At 50.9% G+C, this 14,770-nt stretch carries 18 protein-coding genes and 1 other annotated feature; of the genes, 9 read left to right on the top strand and 9 right to left on the bottom strand.

The features are described 5' to 3' along the window. Nucleotides 1–221 precede the first annotated feature (221 nt). Nucleotides 222–1,388, top strand: coding sequence for a UDP-glucose 6-dehydrogenase (gene ugd, locus G434_RS18475; RefSeq protein WP_000704867.1), 1,167 nt, complete (start codon nucleotides 222–224; stop codon nucleotides 1,386–1,388). Between the two features lie 145 nt (nucleotides 1,389–1,533). Beyond that, a complete protein-coding gene (gene wzzB, locus G434_RS18480; protein WP_001296212.1) occupies nucleotides 1,534–2,511 on the top strand; it encodes an LPS O-antigen chain length determinant protein WzzB in 978 nt (325 codons plus the stop codon). A gap of 185 nt (nucleotides 2,512–2,696) precedes the next feature. Here the strand turns inward: wzzB and hisIE are convergent, their stop codons facing one another. The 9 genes from hisIE to hisL all read right to left on the bottom strand — a co-directional run bounded on the left by hisIE (nucleotide 2,697) and on the right by hisL (nucleotide 9,926). After that, on the bottom strand, nucleotides 2,697–3,308 hold the full coding sequence (gene hisIE / locus G434_RS18485) for a bifunctional phosphoribosyl-AMP cyclohydrolase/phosphoribosyl-ATP diphosphatase HisIE (protein ID WP_000954913.1): 612 nt from the start codon (nucleotides 3,306–3,308) through the stop codon (nucleotides 2,697–2,699). Continuing rightward, entirely contained in the window at nucleotides 3,302–4,078 is a 777-nt protein-coding gene (gene hisF, locus G434_RS18490) for an imidazole glycerol phosphate synthase subunit HisF (protein ID WP_000880182.1), read from the bottom strand. Before hisF ends, hisIE begins: the two co-directional genes overlap by 7 nt. Beyond that, nucleotides 4,060–4,797 carry a 1-(5-phosphoribosyl)-5-[(5-phosphoribosylamino)methylideneamino]imidazole-4-carboxamide isomerase gene (gene hisA / locus G434_RS18495; protein WP_000586468.1) on the bottom strand — a complete coding sequence of 246 codons (738 nt, stop codon included), beginning with the start codon at nucleotides 4,795–4,797 and terminating at the stop codon, nucleotides 4,060–4,062. The genes hisF and hisA overlap by 19 nt, the downstream gene beginning before the upstream one ends. After that, nucleotides 4,797–5,387, bottom strand: coding sequence for an imidazole glycerol phosphate synthase subunit HisH (gene hisH, locus G434_RS18500; RefSeq protein WP_001103571.1), 591 nt, complete (start codon nucleotides 5,385–5,387; stop codon nucleotides 4,797–4,799). Before hisH ends, hisA begins: the two co-directional genes overlap by 1 nt. After that, nucleotides 5,387–6,454, bottom strand: coding sequence for a bifunctional histidinol-phosphatase/imidazoleglycerol-phosphate dehydratase HisB (gene hisB, locus G434_RS18505; protein ID WP_000080057.1), 1,068 nt, complete (start codon nucleotides 6,452–6,454; stop codon nucleotides 5,387–5,389). Before hisB ends, hisH begins: the two co-directional genes overlap by 1 nt. Beyond that, nucleotides 6,454–7,524 (bottom strand): histidinol-phosphate transaminase, encoded by a 1,071-nt coding sequence (hisC, locus tag G434_RS18510; RefSeq protein ID WP_000108967.1) that lies wholly within the window; start codon nucleotides 7,522–7,524, stop codon nucleotides 6,454–6,456. Before hisC ends, hisB begins: the two co-directional genes overlap by 1 nt. Further along, nucleotides 7,521–8,825 carry a histidinol dehydrogenase gene (gene hisD, locus G434_RS18515; RefSeq protein WP_001296211.1) on the bottom strand — a complete coding sequence of 435 codons (1,305 nt, stop codon included), beginning with the start codon at nucleotides 8,823–8,825 and terminating at the stop codon, nucleotides 7,521–7,523. Before hisD ends, hisC begins: the two co-directional genes overlap by 4 nt. Before the next feature lie 5 nt (nucleotides 8,826–8,830). Further along, nucleotides 8,831–9,730, bottom strand: a complete 900-nt coding sequence (gene hisG, locus G434_RS18520) for an ATP phosphoribosyltransferase (RefSeq protein WP_000131782.1) — start codon at nucleotides 9,728–9,730, stop codon at nucleotides 8,831–8,833. Between the two features lie 46 nt (nucleotides 9,731–9,776). Next, nucleotides 9,777–9,900: a sequence feature (His leader region), on the bottom strand. Continuing rightward, nucleotides 9,876–9,926: a his operon leader peptide gene (gene hisL, locus G434_RS27230; RefSeq protein WP_001364200.1), complete on the bottom strand. Its 51-nt coding sequence runs from the start codon at nucleotides 9,924–9,926 to the stop codon at nucleotides 9,876–9,878. Its footprint overlaps the feature before it by 25 nt. A gap of 282 nt (nucleotides 9,927–10,208) precedes the next feature. Between hisL and yefM the strand changes: the two genes are divergently transcribed. The 7 genes from yefM to tnpA form a co-directional block, all read left to right on the top strand. Further along, the gene (gene yefM / locus G434_RS18525) at nucleotides 10,209–10,460 is read left to right on the top strand and encodes a YoeB-YefM toxin-antitoxin system antitoxin YefM (RefSeq protein WP_001259253.1); all 252 of its coding nucleotides are present in this window, start codon (nucleotides 10,209–10,211) and stop codon (nucleotides 10,458–10,460) included. Continuing rightward, nucleotides 10,457–10,711, top strand: a complete 255-nt coding sequence (gene yoeB, locus G434_RS18530) for a type II toxin-antitoxin system mRNA interferase toxin YoeB (RefSeq protein ID WP_000767819.1) — start codon at nucleotides 10,457–10,459, stop codon at nucleotides 10,709–10,711. Before yefM ends, yoeB begins: the two co-directional genes overlap by 4 nt. An 82-nt stretch (nucleotides 10,712–10,793) precedes the next feature. Continuing rightward, nucleotides 10,794–11,618 (top strand): SDR family oxidoreductase, encoded by an 825-nt coding sequence (locus G434_RS18535; RefSeq protein WP_000754737.1) that lies wholly within the window; start codon nucleotides 10,794–10,796, stop codon nucleotides 11,616–11,618. 45 nt (nucleotides 11,619–11,663) lie between these two features. After that, nucleotides 11,664–12,593: a LysR substrate-binding domain-containing protein gene (locus G434_RS18540; RefSeq protein WP_000803366.1), complete on the top strand. Its 930-nt coding sequence runs from the start codon at nucleotides 11,664–11,666 to the stop codon at nucleotides 12,591–12,593. 214 nt (nucleotides 12,594–12,807) lie between these two features. Then, nucleotides 12,808–12,870 carry a membrane protein YoeI gene (gene yoeI / locus G434_RS29710; RefSeq protein ID WP_010723108.1) on the top strand — a complete coding sequence of 21 codons (63 nt, stop codon included), beginning with the start codon at nucleotides 12,808–12,810 and terminating at the stop codon, nucleotides 12,868–12,870. After that, nucleotides 12,860–14,218 (top strand): putrescine/proton symporter PlaP, encoded by a 1,359-nt coding sequence (plaP, locus tag G434_RS18545; RefSeq protein ID WP_000019194.1) that lies wholly within the window; start codon nucleotides 12,860–12,862, stop codon nucleotides 14,216–14,218. The genes yoeI and plaP overlap by 11 nt, the downstream gene beginning before the upstream one ends. Nucleotides 14,219–14,434: 216 nt before the next feature. After that, the coding region (gene tnpA, locus G434_RS18550) for an IS200/IS605-like element IS200C family transposase (RefSeq protein WP_016249736.1) at nucleotides 14,435–14,770 on the top strand (336 nt) is incomplete at its 3' end.

Here is a 14,770-nt window from a genome sequence, read left to right as displayed (position 1 = left end):
GGCCCGGCGTATATTGTGCCGGGCTTTTTTTGCCATTTATCTTATAGACTAAATTTCACTGCTTAATATTAACTTAATAAATATCAGCTATTCTTATAAAGAAATTCTGAATTGTTTTTCGTTGCGTTGACCAGCTATCGACGTAGCGTTAAAACTTTTAACTCTTGTCAGGATGCTAAAAACATCATGATTCACAGTTAAGTTAATTCTGAGAGCATGAAATGAAAATTACCATTTCCGGTACTGGCTATGTAGGCTTGTCAAACGGGCTTCTAATCGCACAAAATCATGAGGTTGTGGCATTAGATATTTTACCGTCACGCGTTGCTATGCTGAATGATCGGATATCTCCTATTGTTGATAAGGAAATTCAGCAGTTTTTGCAATCAGATAAAATACACTTTAATGCCACATTAGATAAAAATGAAGCCTACCGGGATGCTGATTATGTCATCATCGCCACTCCAACCGACTATGATCCTAAAACTAATTATTTCAATACATCCAGTGTAGAATCAGTAATTAAAGACGTAGTTGAGATAAACCCTTATGCGGTTATGGTCATCAAATCAACGGTTCCCGTTGGTTTTACCGCAGCGATGCATAAAAAATATCGTACTGAAAATATTATATTCTCCCCGGAATTTCTCCGTGAGGGTAAAGCCCTTTACGATAACCTTCATCCGTCACGTATTGTCATCGGTGAGCGTTCAGAACGCGCAGAACGTTTTGCTGCGTTGTTACAGGAAGGCACGATTAAGCAAAATATCCCGACCCTGTTTACCGACTCCACTGAAGCAGAAGCGATTAAACTTTTCGCTAATACCTATCTGGCGATGCGCGTGGCGTACTTTAACGAACTGGATAGCTATGCAGAAAGTTTGGGTCTGAATACGCGTCAGATTATCGAAGGTGTTTGTCTCGACCCGCGTATCGGCAACCATTACAACAATCCGTCGTTTGGTTATGGTGGTTATTGTTTGCCGAAAGATACCAAACAGTTATTGGCGAATTATCAGTCTGTGCCGAATAACCTGATTTCGGCAATTGTCGATGCTAACCGCACGCGTAAAGATTTTATTGCCGATGCCATTTTGTCACGCAAGCCGCAAGTGGTGGGTATTTATCGTCTGATTATGAAGAGCGGTTCAGACAACTTCCGCGCGTCTTCCATTCAGGGGATTATGAAACGTATCAAGGCGAAAGGCGTTGAAGTGATCATTTACGAACCGGTGATGAAAGAAGACTCATTCTTCAACTCTCGCCTGGAACGAGATCTCGCCACTTTCAAACAACAAGCTGATGTCATTATCTCCAATCGTATGGCAGAAGAGCTTAAGGATGTGGCAGATAAGGTATACACCCGCGATCTCTTTGGTAGCGATTAACATCTTGTTATCAGGGCTATTTACGCCCTGATTGTCTTTTGTTACTTCCTCAACAATTCATTATTTTTATCACTTATCCTATAGCATTCACGAGGATTATCGCTAAACTATGCGGACTTGGAAATTTCCGTCAGTTAGGGTAATGATGAGAGTAGAAAATAATAATGTTTCTGGGCAAAACCATGACCCGGAACAGATTGATTTGATTGATTTACTAGTGCAGTTGTGGCGTGGCAAGATGACAATCATCATTTCCGTCATTGTGGCTATTGCCCTGGCTATTGGTTATTTGGCAGTAGCGAAGGAGAAATGGACGTCAACAGCAATTATCACTCAGCCCGACGTGGGGCAAATTGCTGGCTATAACAATGCCATGAATGTTATCTATGGTCAGGCTACACCGAAAGTATCGGATTTGCAGGAGACGTTAATTGGTCGCTTCAGTTCTGCCTTCTCTGCATTAGCAGAAACGCTGGATAATCAGGAAGAGCCAGAAAAACTTACCATCGAACCTTCTGTTAAGAACCAGCAATTACCATTGACTGTTTCTTATGTTGGGCAAACTGCAGAGGGCGCACAAATGAAGTTGGCCCAATACATTCAGCAAGTTGATGATAAAGTGAATCAAGAGCTAGAAAAGGATCTCAAGGACAACATTGCTCTGGGACGGAAAAACTTGCAGGACTCTTTAAGAACCCAGGAAGTGGTCGCGCAGGAACAGAAAGATCTGCGTATCCGTCAGATTCAGGAAGCGTTGCAGTATGCGAATCAGGCGCAGGTGACAAAGCCGCAGATTCAACAGACGCAGGACGTAACCCAGGATACTATGTTCCTTTTGGGGAGCGAAGCGCTGGAGTCGATGATTAAGCACGAGGCGACCCGTCCGTTGGTGTTCTCATCAAGCTACTATCAGACTCGTCAAAACCTGCTGGATATCGACAATCTTGACGTTGATAAACTTGATATTCATGCTTACCGCTATGTAATGAAACCGACGTTACCTATTCGTCGCGATAGCCCGAAAAAGGCAATTACCTTGATTCTGGCGGTGCTGCTGGGCGGCATGGTTGGCGTGGGGATTGTGTTGGGGCGTAACGCGCTGCGTAATTACAACGCGAAATAATATTATTGTGCATTTAAGAGAAACGGGCAGGGTGGTGACACCATGCCCGTTTTTTTTGCCGGATGCGATGCTGGCGCATCTTATCCGGCCTACGTGTGTTGAGATAATGTGTAGGCACGATAAGCTTGCGCATCGGGCAATGGCTCCGGATGCGACAACAACATCGCATCCGGTCAGCACGCAACTCACTGATGCCGTTTACGCAGGTTCTCAATTACCGTCGCTAAATCCAGATCCTGATCCTGCAACAACACCAGCAGGTGATACATCAAGTCAGATGCCTCGTTGGTCAGCTCAAAGCGGTCATGTACCGTTGCTGCCAGTGCGGTTTCCACGCCTTCTTCGCCCACTTTCTGCGCAATGCGTTTAGTGCCGCTGGCATACAGTTTGGCGGTGTAGGAGGTTTCCGGGTCGGCAGATTTACGTTCGGCGAGCAGTTGTTCCAGTTGATAAAGGAACAGCCACTGGTGAGCGGTGTCGCCGAAGCAGCTGCTGGTGCCTTTGTGGCAGGTCGGGCCGATGGGATTTGCCAGCACCAGTAACGTGTCGTTGTCGCAGTCCGGGGCAATACTCACCACATTGAGAATATTGCCCGACGTTTCGCCTTTGGTCCACAGTCGCTGTTTAGTGCGCGAGAAGAAGGTGACTTTGCCGCTTTCGAGGGTTTTGTCTAAGGCTTCCGGGTTCATATAGCCCAGCATTAGCACTTCGCCGGATACCGCGTGTTGCACAATCACCGGCATCAGACCGTCGGTTTTTTCCCAGTCCAGTTCGCGACGTTGTTGTTCTGTTAACATATCCTGATCTCCACGCCCTGTGTTGCCAGGTACGCTTTTAATTCACCAATATTGATTATTTGTTTGTGGAATACGGAAGCTGCCAGCGCGCCGTCAACGTCGGCATCGCGGAAGGCTTCGAGAAAGTGTTCCATGGTGCCCGCGCCACCGGAGGCAATCAGCGGGACGTGGCAAACTTCACGCACTTTTTTCAGCTGCTCGAGGTCGTAACCGTTACGCACGCCGTCCTGATTCATCATGTTGAGGACGATTTCTCCGGCACCGCGTTTTTGCACTTCCTGTACCCAGTCGAGCGTTTCCCACTGAGTAACGCGGGTGCGGCTTTCATCGCCGGTATATTGATTCACATGATATTTACCGGTTTCGGCGTCGTACCAGGTATCAATACCGACCACAATACACTGCACGCCAAAGCGATCGGCCAGGCGAGTAATTAACGTCGGGTCCGCCAGCGCAGGAGAGTTGATGGAGATTTTATCTGCGCCAAAGGAAAGAATTTTCGCGGCATCTTCCAGAGACTTAATCCCACCCGCCACACAAAACGGAATGTCGATTACTTCCGCCACGCGAGATACCCAGCTTTTATCTACCACACGGCCATCGCTGGAAGCGGTGATATCGTAGAACACCAGTTCATCTGCACCTTCTTCGGCGTAGCGTTTTGCCAGTGGCACGATATCGCCAATGATTTCATGGTTGCGAAACTGTACGCCTTTCACCACCTGACCATCACGAACGTCGAGACACGGGATTATGCGTTTTGCCAGCATGCGATGGCCTCCTTCACGGTGAATTTACCTTCCAGTAATGCACGACCAACTATTACGCCGCGCACACCAGTACCACGCAGGGCCGCCACATCGTTAATATCGCCAATGCCGCCGGAGGACTGAAACGCCACTTGCGGATATCTGGCACACACTTCTTCATATAAAAAGACGTTAGATCCCGCCAGCGTGCCGTCGCGCGAGATATCGGTACACAGCACATGTTTCAGGCCGACGGGCAGATAGGTTTCCACCAGTTGTTCCAGTGAAACGCCCGAGTTCTCTTGCCAGCCGCTGACTGCCACCTGCTTGTTGCCTTGCTCGTCGATACGGACATCCAGCGCCAGCACTAAGGCATCGGCACCAAAACGTTCAAACCAGCCCTTCACCATTTCTGGTGATTTCACCGCGGTGGAGCCAACCACCACACGCGCAACGCCTGCTTCCAGTAACGCCGCCACGTCTTCTTCGCTACGCACGCCGCCGCCAACCTGCACCGGGACGTTAACGCCCGTGACCAGGGTTTTAATCAGCGGGATTTGACGTTTAGCCGGATCTTTTGCCCCGGTCAGATCCACCAGGTGCAGTACTTCGGCACCTTGTGCGGCGTAATCCTGTAAGCGCGGCAGCGGGTCGTTACCGTAATCGCGCTGTTTGCCATAATCGCCCTGATGGAGACGCACCACGGTGCCGTCGATTAAATCTAATGCCGGAATAATCATCACATCTCCAGGAAGTTTTTCAGCAACTTAGCGCCAGCGGTACCAGAACGCTCCGGGTGGAACTGCACGCCGTAGAAGTTATCTTTTTGTACCGCCGCGGTGAACGGTTCGCCGTAATTACACTGGGCGATGGTCCACGGATTGACTGGCATTGCGTAGCTGTGAACAAAGTAAAAGTACGCGCCGTCTTCAATCCCCTGAAACAGGCGGTTGCCTGCCTGCGGGTAAACGCGGTTCCAGCCCATATGTGGCAGTGGCAGACCAAAGTCGGTCATTTTCGGCACGTCTTCTTCGATGATGCCCAGCAAGTCGACGCCGTTGCTCTCTTCGCTGCGCCGCCCCAGCAGTTGCATCCCTAAGCAGATGCCCAGCACCGGTTGGGTACAGGCTTTGATGAGATCAAACAGCTCGCGCTCGCGCACCTGGTCCATCGCCGCTTGTGCGGTGCCAACGCCGGGTAAAAACAGTTTATCGGCCAGCAACACGACGTCCGGGTCACGGCTGACTTTGGGTTCATAACCGTGACGCGCAATGGCAGACTTCACCGAGTTCAGGTTGGCGCAGCCAGTATCAAGGATCACCACGTTCATTACAGCACTCCTTTCGACGAGGGCAGGGTGTCGCCTTCCACGCGGATGGCCTGGCGCAGGGTGCGGCCAAACGCTTTGAACAGGCTCTCTACACGGTGGTGATCGTTTTTACCTTTGGTTTTCAGGTGTAGCGTCACGCCCATGGTGTATGAGAGCGAACGGAAGAAGTGCTCGATCATCTCGGTGCTGAGATCGCCCACACGCTGGTAGGTAAACTCGGCTTTATATTCCAGGTGCGGGCGACCAGAGATATCCAGTGCGCAGCGGGCAAGGCATTCGTCCATCGGCAGCACAAAACCAAACCGGCAAATACCGCGTTTGTCGCCAAGAGCAATTTTTAATGCTTCCCCCAGCGCCAGGCCGGTATCTTCGACGGTGTGATGATCGTCGATATAGAGGTCGCCTTTAACGTTGATTTCCATACGGAAACCGCCGTGGGTGGCGATCTGATCCAGCATGTGATCAAAGAAGCCAACGCCGGTGTTAATCTTGCTGCCACCCTCGCGATCCAGCCACACCTGGACGTCAATTTGCGTCTCTTTGGTGTTGCGCACTACATGGGCGTAACGGTCTCGTTTAGTGAGTTGCTCGCCAATCATTGGCCAGTTCAGGGCTTCGCGGTCGTAGCGTAAACCATTAATGCCCATGTTTTCCGCCAGTTGAATGTCGGTCGCGCGATCGCCAATCACATAACTGTTAGCGCGATCCATCGCTTGCTCAGCCAGATAACGCTCCACCAGTTTTACTTTCGGCTTACGGCAGTCGCACTCATCGGCGGGCAGGTGTGGGCAAATCAGCACTTCATCAAACTGCACGCCTTGCGAGGTGAAGATCTGCATCATCAGGTTGTGCGGGCCATCGAAATCCGCCTGCGGGAAACTTTGTGCTCCCAGACCATCCTGATTGGTGATCATCACCAGCTTATAGCCCGCTTTTTGCAGCTTCAGCAGCTCCGGGATCACGCCAGGTTCAAAGGCGAGTTTGTCAAAACGGTCCACCTGAAAATCACTCGGCGGTTCGCTAATCAGGGTTCCATCGCGATCGATAAAAAGATACTTCTGACTCATCAAACTTGCTCCGCACGTAAGGCGTCAATGACGCGCTGGCTTTCTTCACGGGTTCCGACGGTAATTCGCAGGCAGCCGCTTAAAGAGGGTTGTTTATTCTGATCACGTAAGATAATGCCCTGATCCCACAAAGATTTAAACACTGCACTGGAGGCTTTAAAGCGCGCCAGAATGTAGTTGGTTTCAGAGTCGAAAACCTGCTCCACGCAGGGGATCTCTTTCAGTGCGGCAATCAGGTATTCGCGTTCTGCAATAATTTGCGCCACCCGTTCGCGCATGGCGACGATTCCCTGCGGGCTTAACGCCTGTGCGGCAATGTCGGCAACTGGCGTCGAGAGCGGGTAGGGGGCGATCACTTTCATCAGCAGGTTGATGACTTCTTCGTTTGCCAGCGTAAATCCGCAACGAAGCCCCGCCAGAGCAAAAGCTTTCGACAGTGTGCGCAAAATAGCCAGGTGCGGATATTCCGCCAGCCAGCCAGCCAGCGATGCCTGCGGGCAAAACTCGATATAGGCTTCATCGGCAACCACAATCGCCTTACCGCGGGTTAACTCCAGCAGGGTGCGAAAATCCTGTGGGTTGATCAGTTGCCCGGTGGGGTTGTTGGGGCTGCAAACATAGACCACTTTTACGCCGTCCAGCTTGTCGGAAATGCCCTGTAAGTCCAGTTGCCAGTTTTCCAGCGTCGGCACTGTGCGGCATTCGACGCCAATGGTTTCAGCGCTGACGCTGTACATGCCGTACGTTGGCGGGCAGTAGAGGATGGCGTCTTTACCCGGTTCGCAAAAAGCGCGGATCAGCAGTTCAATACCTTCGTCCGCGCCACGGCTGACCAGCACCTGTTCCGGTTTTACGCCTGCATATTGCGCGTAATTTTCAATCACCGCTTTTGGCTGGCATTCCGGGTAGCGGTTGAGCGTTTGCTGAGTAAGCTGAAACTCCACGGCTGTGGGATATTCGTTGGCGTTCAGCCAGACGTCGCCGTTACCGCCCAGACGACGCGCCGACTGATACGGCGTCAGGTTGCGGACGTTTTCACGCGCTAAATCAGTAATAGTCACGGTGCTCATGCTTGCTCCTTAAGGACGTTAACACGCAAAGTAACGGCATTTTTGTGGGCGGTCAGGCGCTCGGCGGCGGCCAGTGTTTCAATGGTCGAAGCCAGCGCGGAGAAACCTTCTTTCGACAGTTCCTGTACGGTCATGCGTTTCTGGAAATCTGCCAGCCCGAGGCTGGAACAGGTGGCGGTGTAACCGTAAGTCGGCAGCACGTGGTTGGTGCCGGAGGCGTAATCACCTGCCGATTCCGGTGACCAGTCACCGAGAAATACCGAACCGGCGCTGGTAATGCTATCGACGAGATCGCGGGCGTTGCGGGTCTGAATGATCAGGTGCTCCGGACCGTACTGATTGGAGATCTCTACGCACTGCGCTAAATCGTTGGTTACGATCAGGCGGCTGGCGCTCAGTGCCTGACGGGCGGTTTCAGCTCTCGGCAATTCTGCCAACTGGCGTTCGACGGCCTCGGCAACGCGACGCGCCATATCAGCATCAGGTGTCAGTAAAATCACCTGTGAGTCCGGGCCGTGTTCAGCCTGGGAGAGCAAATCAGAAGCCACGAAATCCGGCGTTGCGCCGCTGTCAGCAATCACCAGCACTTCCGACGGGCCTGCGGGCATATCGATCGCCGCACCGTCCAGACGCTGGCTTACCTGGCGTTTTGCTTCGGTGACAAAGGCGTTACCCGGCCCGAAGATTTTGTCCACTTTCGGCACAGATTCCGTACCAAACGCCAGCGCGGCAATGGCCTGTGCGCCGCCGACGTTAAACACGTCCTGCACACCGCACAGTTGCGCCGCATAAAGGATCTCATCGGCAATCGGCGGCGGTGAGCACAGCACCACTTTTTTACAGCCCGCAATACGCGCCGGAGTCGCCAGCATTAATACCGTTGAGAAGAGCGGGGCGGAGCCGCCAGGAATATACAAACCCACTGAAGCCACCGGGCGCGTGACCTGCTGGCAACGCACGCCTGGCTGCGTTTCTACATCTACCGGCGGCAGTTTTTGCGCAGTGTGGAAGGTTTCAATATTCTTTACTGCCACCGCCATCGCCTGTTTTAGCTCGTCGCTCAGGCGTTCGCTGGCGGCGGCGATCTCATCAGCAGACACCTTCAGCGCGGTAACCGTGGTTTTATCAAACTTCGCGCTGTATTCACGCAGGGCCTCATCGCCACGCGTTTTCACGTTATCGAGAATATCGTTAACGGTGCGGGTAATGCTTTCAGAAGCGGAGATCGCCGGGCGCATTAACAGCTGGCGTTGTTGCTCCGCAGTACAGCTATTCCAGTCAATGATTGTGTTAAAGCTCATGGCGATCACTCCATCATCTTCTCAATCGGCAGGACCAGGATTGAACTGGCACCCAGCGCTTTCAGTTTTTCCATCGTTTCCCAGAACAGGGTTTCGCTACTCACCATGTGCATCGCTACGCGCTGTTGGTCACCCGCCAGCGGCAGAATGGTTGGGCGTTCGGCACCTGGCAGCAGGGCGATGACTTCATCCAGGCGTTCGGTCGGTGCGTGCATCATGATGTATTTTGATTCGCGCGCCTGGATCACACCCTGAATACGGGTCAGCAGTTTGTCGATCAGTTGCTGTTTGGATTCTTCCATTTCGCCATCGCGCTGGATCAGGCAGGCTTTCGAGCGGTAGATAACTTCGACTTCGCGCAGGCCGTTAGCTTCCAGCGTGGCACCGGTGGAAACCAGATCGCAAATCGCATCCGCCAGCCCGGCACGCGGCGCAACTTCGACAGAACCGTTCAGTAAGCAGGATTTAAAAGAGATACCTTTCTGGTCGAGATAACGCTTGAGCAGGTGAGGATAAGAGGTGGCGATACGTTTACCGTTTAAGGAGAGCGGACCGTCCCAGGCTTCATCAACCGGCGTTGCCAGCGAAAGGCGGCAGCCGCCGAAATCCAGACGACGCAGGGTAAAGTAGCGCGGATCTTCACCCTGGGCGCGGCGGTTAAGCAGCTCTTCTTCCAGCACGTTTTCGCCAATAATCCCAAGGTCTACCACGCCGTCCATTACCAGACCGGGAATATCGTCGTCACGCACGCGCAGAATATCAATCGGCATGTTTTCTGCCATCGCGATCAGACGCTGGGTGTGAAGATTGATTTTAATGCCACAGCGCGCCAGTAATTCGCGTGAGTCATCACTTAAACGGCCGGATTTCTGCATAGCTATGCGTAAACGAGTGTTGTCTGTCATTTTCTTATTCCTCTTTAAACCTGTCTGAACCGTTATCAATCGTGCAATAAAAAAGCCCCCGGAAGGTGATCTTCCGGGGGCTTTCTCATGCGTTCATGCGCCACTGGAAGATCTGAATGTCTTCCAGCACACATCGCCTGAAAGACTAGTCAGGATGATGGTGATGATGGTGGTGTTTAAATTGAACGCGTGTCATAAAAGTCTCTGTGAATGTTTATTCAACTGATGTCTTTTAACCTAAACCACTTTCACGTTAGAAAGCAAGGGCTTTTTTATATATTTTATGGCGATAGATTTGTTTAATGAATGAGCGGGGAAAGAAGGGGGCTAAGAGGACTGTCCTCTAACTTGACAGCACCAAAAAGAGCAAAGTCTGATTTTTCGTCTCGCTGGCAATGTCTTGATCTACAAACTAATTAATAAATAGTTAATTAACACCCATCATTGTACAATGAACTGTACAAAAGAGGAGATTTACATGCGTACAATTAGCTACAGCGAAGCGCGTCAGAATTTGTCGGCAACAATGATGAAAGCCGTTGAAGATCATGCCCCGATCCTCATTACTCGTCAGAATGGAGAGGCTTGTGTTCTGATGTCACTCGAAGAATACAACTCGCTGGAAGAGACGGCTTATCTACTGCGTTCCCCCGCTAACGCCCGGAGATTGATGGACTCAATCGATAGCCTGAAATCAGACAAAGGAACGGAAAAGGACATTATTGAGTGAAACTAATCTGGTCTGAGGAATCATGGGATGATTATCTGTACTGGCAGGAAGCAGATAAGCGAATTGTTAAAAAGATCAATGAACTTATCAAAGATACCCGCAGAACACCATTTGAAGGTAAGGGGAAACCAGAACCCCTGAAACATAACTTGTCAGGTTTCTGGTCCCGACGCATTACAGAGGAGCACCTTCTGGTATACGCGGTTACTGATGATTCACTGCTCATTGCAGCATGTCGTTATCATTATTGAAGAGATTCATTCATAGAATGAATTGTCAGTTTTGATACGCTAGCGTAGCCTTATAGATCTAAGGTGTATCAGGAGATAACGGATGAAAAAGGTCGCAATTGTCGGGTTAGGGTGGTTAGGTATGCCGCTGGCGATGTCACTTTCAGCGCGAGGCTGGCAAGTCACCGGGAGTAAAACCACACAAGATGGTGTCGAAGCGGCCCGAATGAGTGGCATTGATAGCTATCTGCTTCGCATGGAGCCTGAGTTAGTTTGCGATTCTGACGATCTGGATGCCCTTATGGATGCCGATGCGCTGGTCATTACGCTTCCGGCACGTCGTAGCGGCCCCGGCGATGAGTTCTATTTACAAGCGGTACAAGAGTTAGTGGATAGCGCGCTGGCTCATCGTATTCCCCGTATTATTTTTACCAGCTCGACGTCTGTCTATGGCGACGCACAAGGCACGGTGAAAGAAACCACCCCGCGTAATCCGGTAACCAACAGTGGACGAGTATTAGAAGAACTCGAAGACTGGCTGCACAATTTACCCGGTACTTCGGTCGATATTCTGCGTCTTGCGGGCCTGGTCGGACCGGGACGTCATCCCGGACGCTTCTTTGCCGGAAAAACCGCCCCTGATGGTGAACATGGTGTTAATTTAGTCCATTTAGAAGATGTTATTGGCGCTATCACTCTGTTGTTACAGGCACCTAAAGGCGGACACATCTATAATATATGTGCGCCAGCTCACCCTGCGCGTAATGTTTTCTATCCGCAGATGGCCCGTTTACTGGGGCTGGAACCTCCGCAGTTCAGAAATAGTCTGGACAGCGGCAAAGGTAAGATTATTGATGGCAGTCGGATTTGTAATGAACTGGGATTTGAATACCAGTATCCCGATCCGCTGGTAATGCCGCTGGAGTAAACGATCACGCCAGCAGGACGCCGCATGCACTGCAAGGGGGCGTGTATGAAACCACTGCTGGATGTGTTGATGATCCTCGATGCCTTAGAAAAAGAAGGCAGTTTTGCGGCGGCGTCAGCCAAACTCTACAAGACGCCGTCCGCTCTGAGTTACACCGTTCACAAGCTGGAAAGCGACCTTAATATTCAATTGCTTGATCGTAGCGGACACCGCGCTAAATTCACCCGTACCGGAAAAATGTTATTAGAGAAAGGGCGGGAAGTTCTGCATACCGTGCGAGAACTGGAAAAGCAGGCGATCAAACTGCATGAAGGCTGGGAAAACGAGCTGGTGATTGGCGTGGACGACACGTTTCCTTTTTCTCTGCTTGCGCCTCTCATTGAAGCTTTTTATCAACATCATAGCGTGACGCGCCTGAAGTTTATCAATGGCGTACTCGGTGGTTCCTGGGATGCCCTGACTCAGGGGCGAGCGGATATTATCGTTGGCGCGATGCATGAGCCACCATCTTCCAGTGAGTTTGGTTTCTCGCGGTTGGGCGATCTTGAACAAGTCTTTGCGGTCGCGCCTCATCATCCGTTAGCCCAGGAAGAAGAACCGTTAAACCGTCGTATCATTAAACGATATCGGGCGATTGTGGTGGGGGACACTGCGCAGGCAGGCGCTTCTACGGCCTCACAACTTCTCGACGAACAAGAAGCCATTACCGTTTTCGATTTTAAAACCAAGCTGGAGCTGCAAATTAGCGGCCTTGGCTGCGGCTATTTACCACGGTATCTGGCGCAACGTTTTCTCGATAGTGGCGCGTTAATCGAGAAGAAAGTGGTCGCCCAAACTCTCTTTGAACCCGTCTGGATTGGCTGGAATGAACAGACCGCAGGGCTTGCCAGCGGCTGGTGGCGAGATGAAATTTTAGCAAATAGTGCGATCGCCGGTGTTTATGCAAAATCTGATGACGGAAAATCAGCCATTTAAAGAAAAATTATTATGGCAAGCCTCTCATTCTCTTGTCATTTCCCCCCCATTTAGGCACAATGCGCCGCTGTCAAAAAATGACTAAAAACCGACGTTTAATTAGCGTCGGTTATTTTTTGCTTCAAACCAATCATTCATACCAAGAGGCCGGGCTTCGTACCGGATAGATATTTACTAAAAATCGACAGTTGTTGTCGCTGAGGAATCCAAAAAAATGGGGCAATTTTTTGCTTACGCGACGGTTATCACCGTAAAGGAGAATGACCATGTCGCATAACGTTACTCCAAACACCTCTCGCGTGGAATTGCGTAAAACGCTTACGTTAGTTCCGGTTGTAATGATGGGTCTAGCCTATATGCAGCCGATGACGCTGTTTGATACATTTGGTATCGTTTCAGGCCTCACGGATGGTCATGTGCCGACAGCCTATGCGTTCGCATTGATTGCGATCCTGTTTACGGCTCTGAGCTACGGGAAGCTGGTTCGCCGCTATCCTTCTGCTGGCTCTGCATACACTTACGCCCAGAAATCCATTAGCCCGACTGTCGGCTTTATGGTGGGTTGGTCTTCTCTGCTCGACTATCTGTTCGCGCCGATGATCAACATTCTGCTGGCGAAAATCTATTTTGAAGCTCTGGTGCCTTCCATTCCATCGTGGATGTTTGTGGTGGCTCTGGTGGCCTTTATGACCGCCTTTAACCTGCGTAGTCTGAAATCCGTAGCGAACTTCAACACTGTAATCGTCGTGTTGCAGATAGTGCTGATCGCGGTGATTCTGGGCATGGTTGTTTATGGCGTATTTGAAGGTGAAGGCGCTGGTACGCTGGCGAGCACTCGTCCGTTCTGGTCTGGCGATGCGCATGTTATCCCGATGATTACCGGGGCGACAATCCTGTGCTTCTCCTTTACCGGTTTTGACGGCATCAGCAACCTGTCGGAAGAAACCAAAGATGCAGAGCGCGTGATCCCGCGTGCGATTTTCCTGACCGCGCTGATCGGCGGCATGATCTTCATCTTTGCAACTTACTTCCTGCAGCTGTACTTCCCGGATATCTCTCGTTTTAAAGATCCGGATGCGTCACAGCCTGAAATCATGCTGTACGTTGCGGGTAAAGCGTTCCAGGTTGGCGCGCTGATCTTCTCCACCATTACCGTACTGGCGTCCGGTATGGCGGCGCACGCAGGCGTTGCGCGTCTGATGTACGTAATGGGTCGTGACGGCGTGTTCCCGAAAAGCTTCTTCGGTTATGTACACCCGAAATGGCGTACTCCGGCGATGAATATCATCCTGGTTGGCGCGATTGCCCTGCTGGCAATCAACTTCGACCTGGTAATGGCTACGGCGCTGATTAACTTTGGTGCGTTGGTGGCGTTCACCTTCGTTAACCTGTCGGTCATCTCGCAGTTCTGGATCCGTGAGAAGCGTAACAAAACGCTGAAAGATCACTTCCAGTATCTGTTCCTGCCGATGTGTGGTGCGCTGACCGTTGGTGCGCTGTGGGTTAACCTGGAAGAAAGCTCAATGGTTCTGGGTCTGATCTGGGCTGCTATCGGTCTGATTTACCTGGCTTGCGTAACCAAGAGTTTCCGTAACCCGGTTCCGCAGTACGAAGACGTAGCGTAATCTTACAAACCGGATGACATAATCATCCGGTAAATCTCAAAAAGCCGGAGTTTGTCGCTCCGGCTTTTTTGTTGTGCACAGAAAACCCCCAGCTAGGCTGGGGGTTCCGGAAAGCTTTCAGCTTTGAGCCAGTTATTAAAACCCCTTTTGATTTGTTAAAACACCTTGCGGTCTGGCAACTGCAAGTGTCAAACAAGAAATCAAAAGGGGGTCCCAATGGGGAACGAAAAGAGCTTAGCGCACACCCGATGGAACTGTAAATATCACATAGTATTTGCGCCAAAATACCGAAGACAGGTGTTCTACAGAGAGAAGTGTAGAGCAATAGGCTGTATTTTGAGAAAGCTGTGTGAGTGGAAAAGTGTACGGATTCTGGAAGCTGAATGCTGTGCAGATCATATCCATATGCTTGTGGAGATCCCGCCCAAAATGAGCGTATCCGGCTTTATGGGATATCTGAAAGGGAAAAGCAGTCTGATGCTTTACGAGCAGTTTGGTGATTTGAAATTCAAATACAGGAACAGGGAGTTCTGGTGCAGAGGGTACTACGTC

This window comes from Escherichia sp. KTE172 (assembly GCF_000408845.1).
In the GTDB taxonomy this organism is placed as follows: Bacteria; Pseudomonadota; Gammaproteobacteria; order Enterobacterales; family Enterobacteriaceae; genus Escherichia; species Escherichia coli.
Note: the sequence above shows the minus strand (reverse complement) of the source record. Positions and strands in the feature narration are given on the sequence as shown.

Coding starts and splice junctions, on each gene's coding strand:
- ugd (WP_000704867.1), top strand. CDS start 222: ATGAAAATTACCATTTCCGGTACTGGCTATGTAGGCTTGTCAAACGGG.
- wzzB (WP_001296212.1), top strand. CDS start 1,534: ATGAGAGTAGAAAATAATAATGTTTCTGGGCAAAACCATGACCCGGAA.
- hisIE (WP_000954913.1), bottom strand. CDS start 3,308: ATGTTAACAGAACAACAACGTCGCGAACTGGACTGGGAAAAAACCGAC.
- hisF (WP_000880182.1), bottom strand. CDS start 4,078: ATGCTGGCAAAACGCATAATCCCGTGTCTCGACGTTCGTGATGGTCAG.
- hisA (WP_000586468.1), bottom strand. CDS start 4,797: ATGATTATTCCGGCATTAGATTTAATCGACGGCACCGTGGTGCGTCTC.
- hisH (WP_001103571.1), bottom strand. CDS start 5,387: ATGAACGTGGTGATCCTTGATACTGGCTGCGCCAACCTGAACTCGGTG.
- hisB (WP_000080057.1), bottom strand. CDS start 6,454: ATGAGTCAGAAGTATCTTTTTATCGATCGCGATGGAACCCTGATTAGC.
- hisC (WP_000108967.1), bottom strand. CDS start 7,524: ATGAGCACCGTGACTATTACTGATTTAGCGCGTGAAAACGTCCGCAAC.
- hisD (WP_001296211.1), bottom strand. CDS start 8,825: ATGAGCTTTAACACAATCATTGACTGGAATAGCTGTACTGCGGAGCAA.
- hisG (WP_000131782.1), bottom strand. CDS start 9,730: ATGACAGACAACACTCGTTTACGCATAGCTATGCAGAAATCCGGCCGT.
- yefM (WP_001259253.1), top strand. CDS start 10,209: ATGCGTACAATTAGCTACAGCGAAGCGCGTCAGAATTTGTCGGCAACA.
- G434_RS18535 (WP_000754737.1), top strand. CDS start 10,794: ATGAAAAAGGTCGCAATTGTCGGGTTAGGGTGGTTAGGTATGCCGCTG.
- G434_RS18540 (WP_000803366.1), top strand. CDS start 11,664: ATGAAACCACTGCTGGATGTGTTGATGATCCTCGATGCCTTAGAAAAA.
- plaP (WP_000019194.1), top strand. CDS start 12,860: ATGTCGCATAACGTTACTCCAAACACCTCTCGCGTGGAATTGCGTAAA.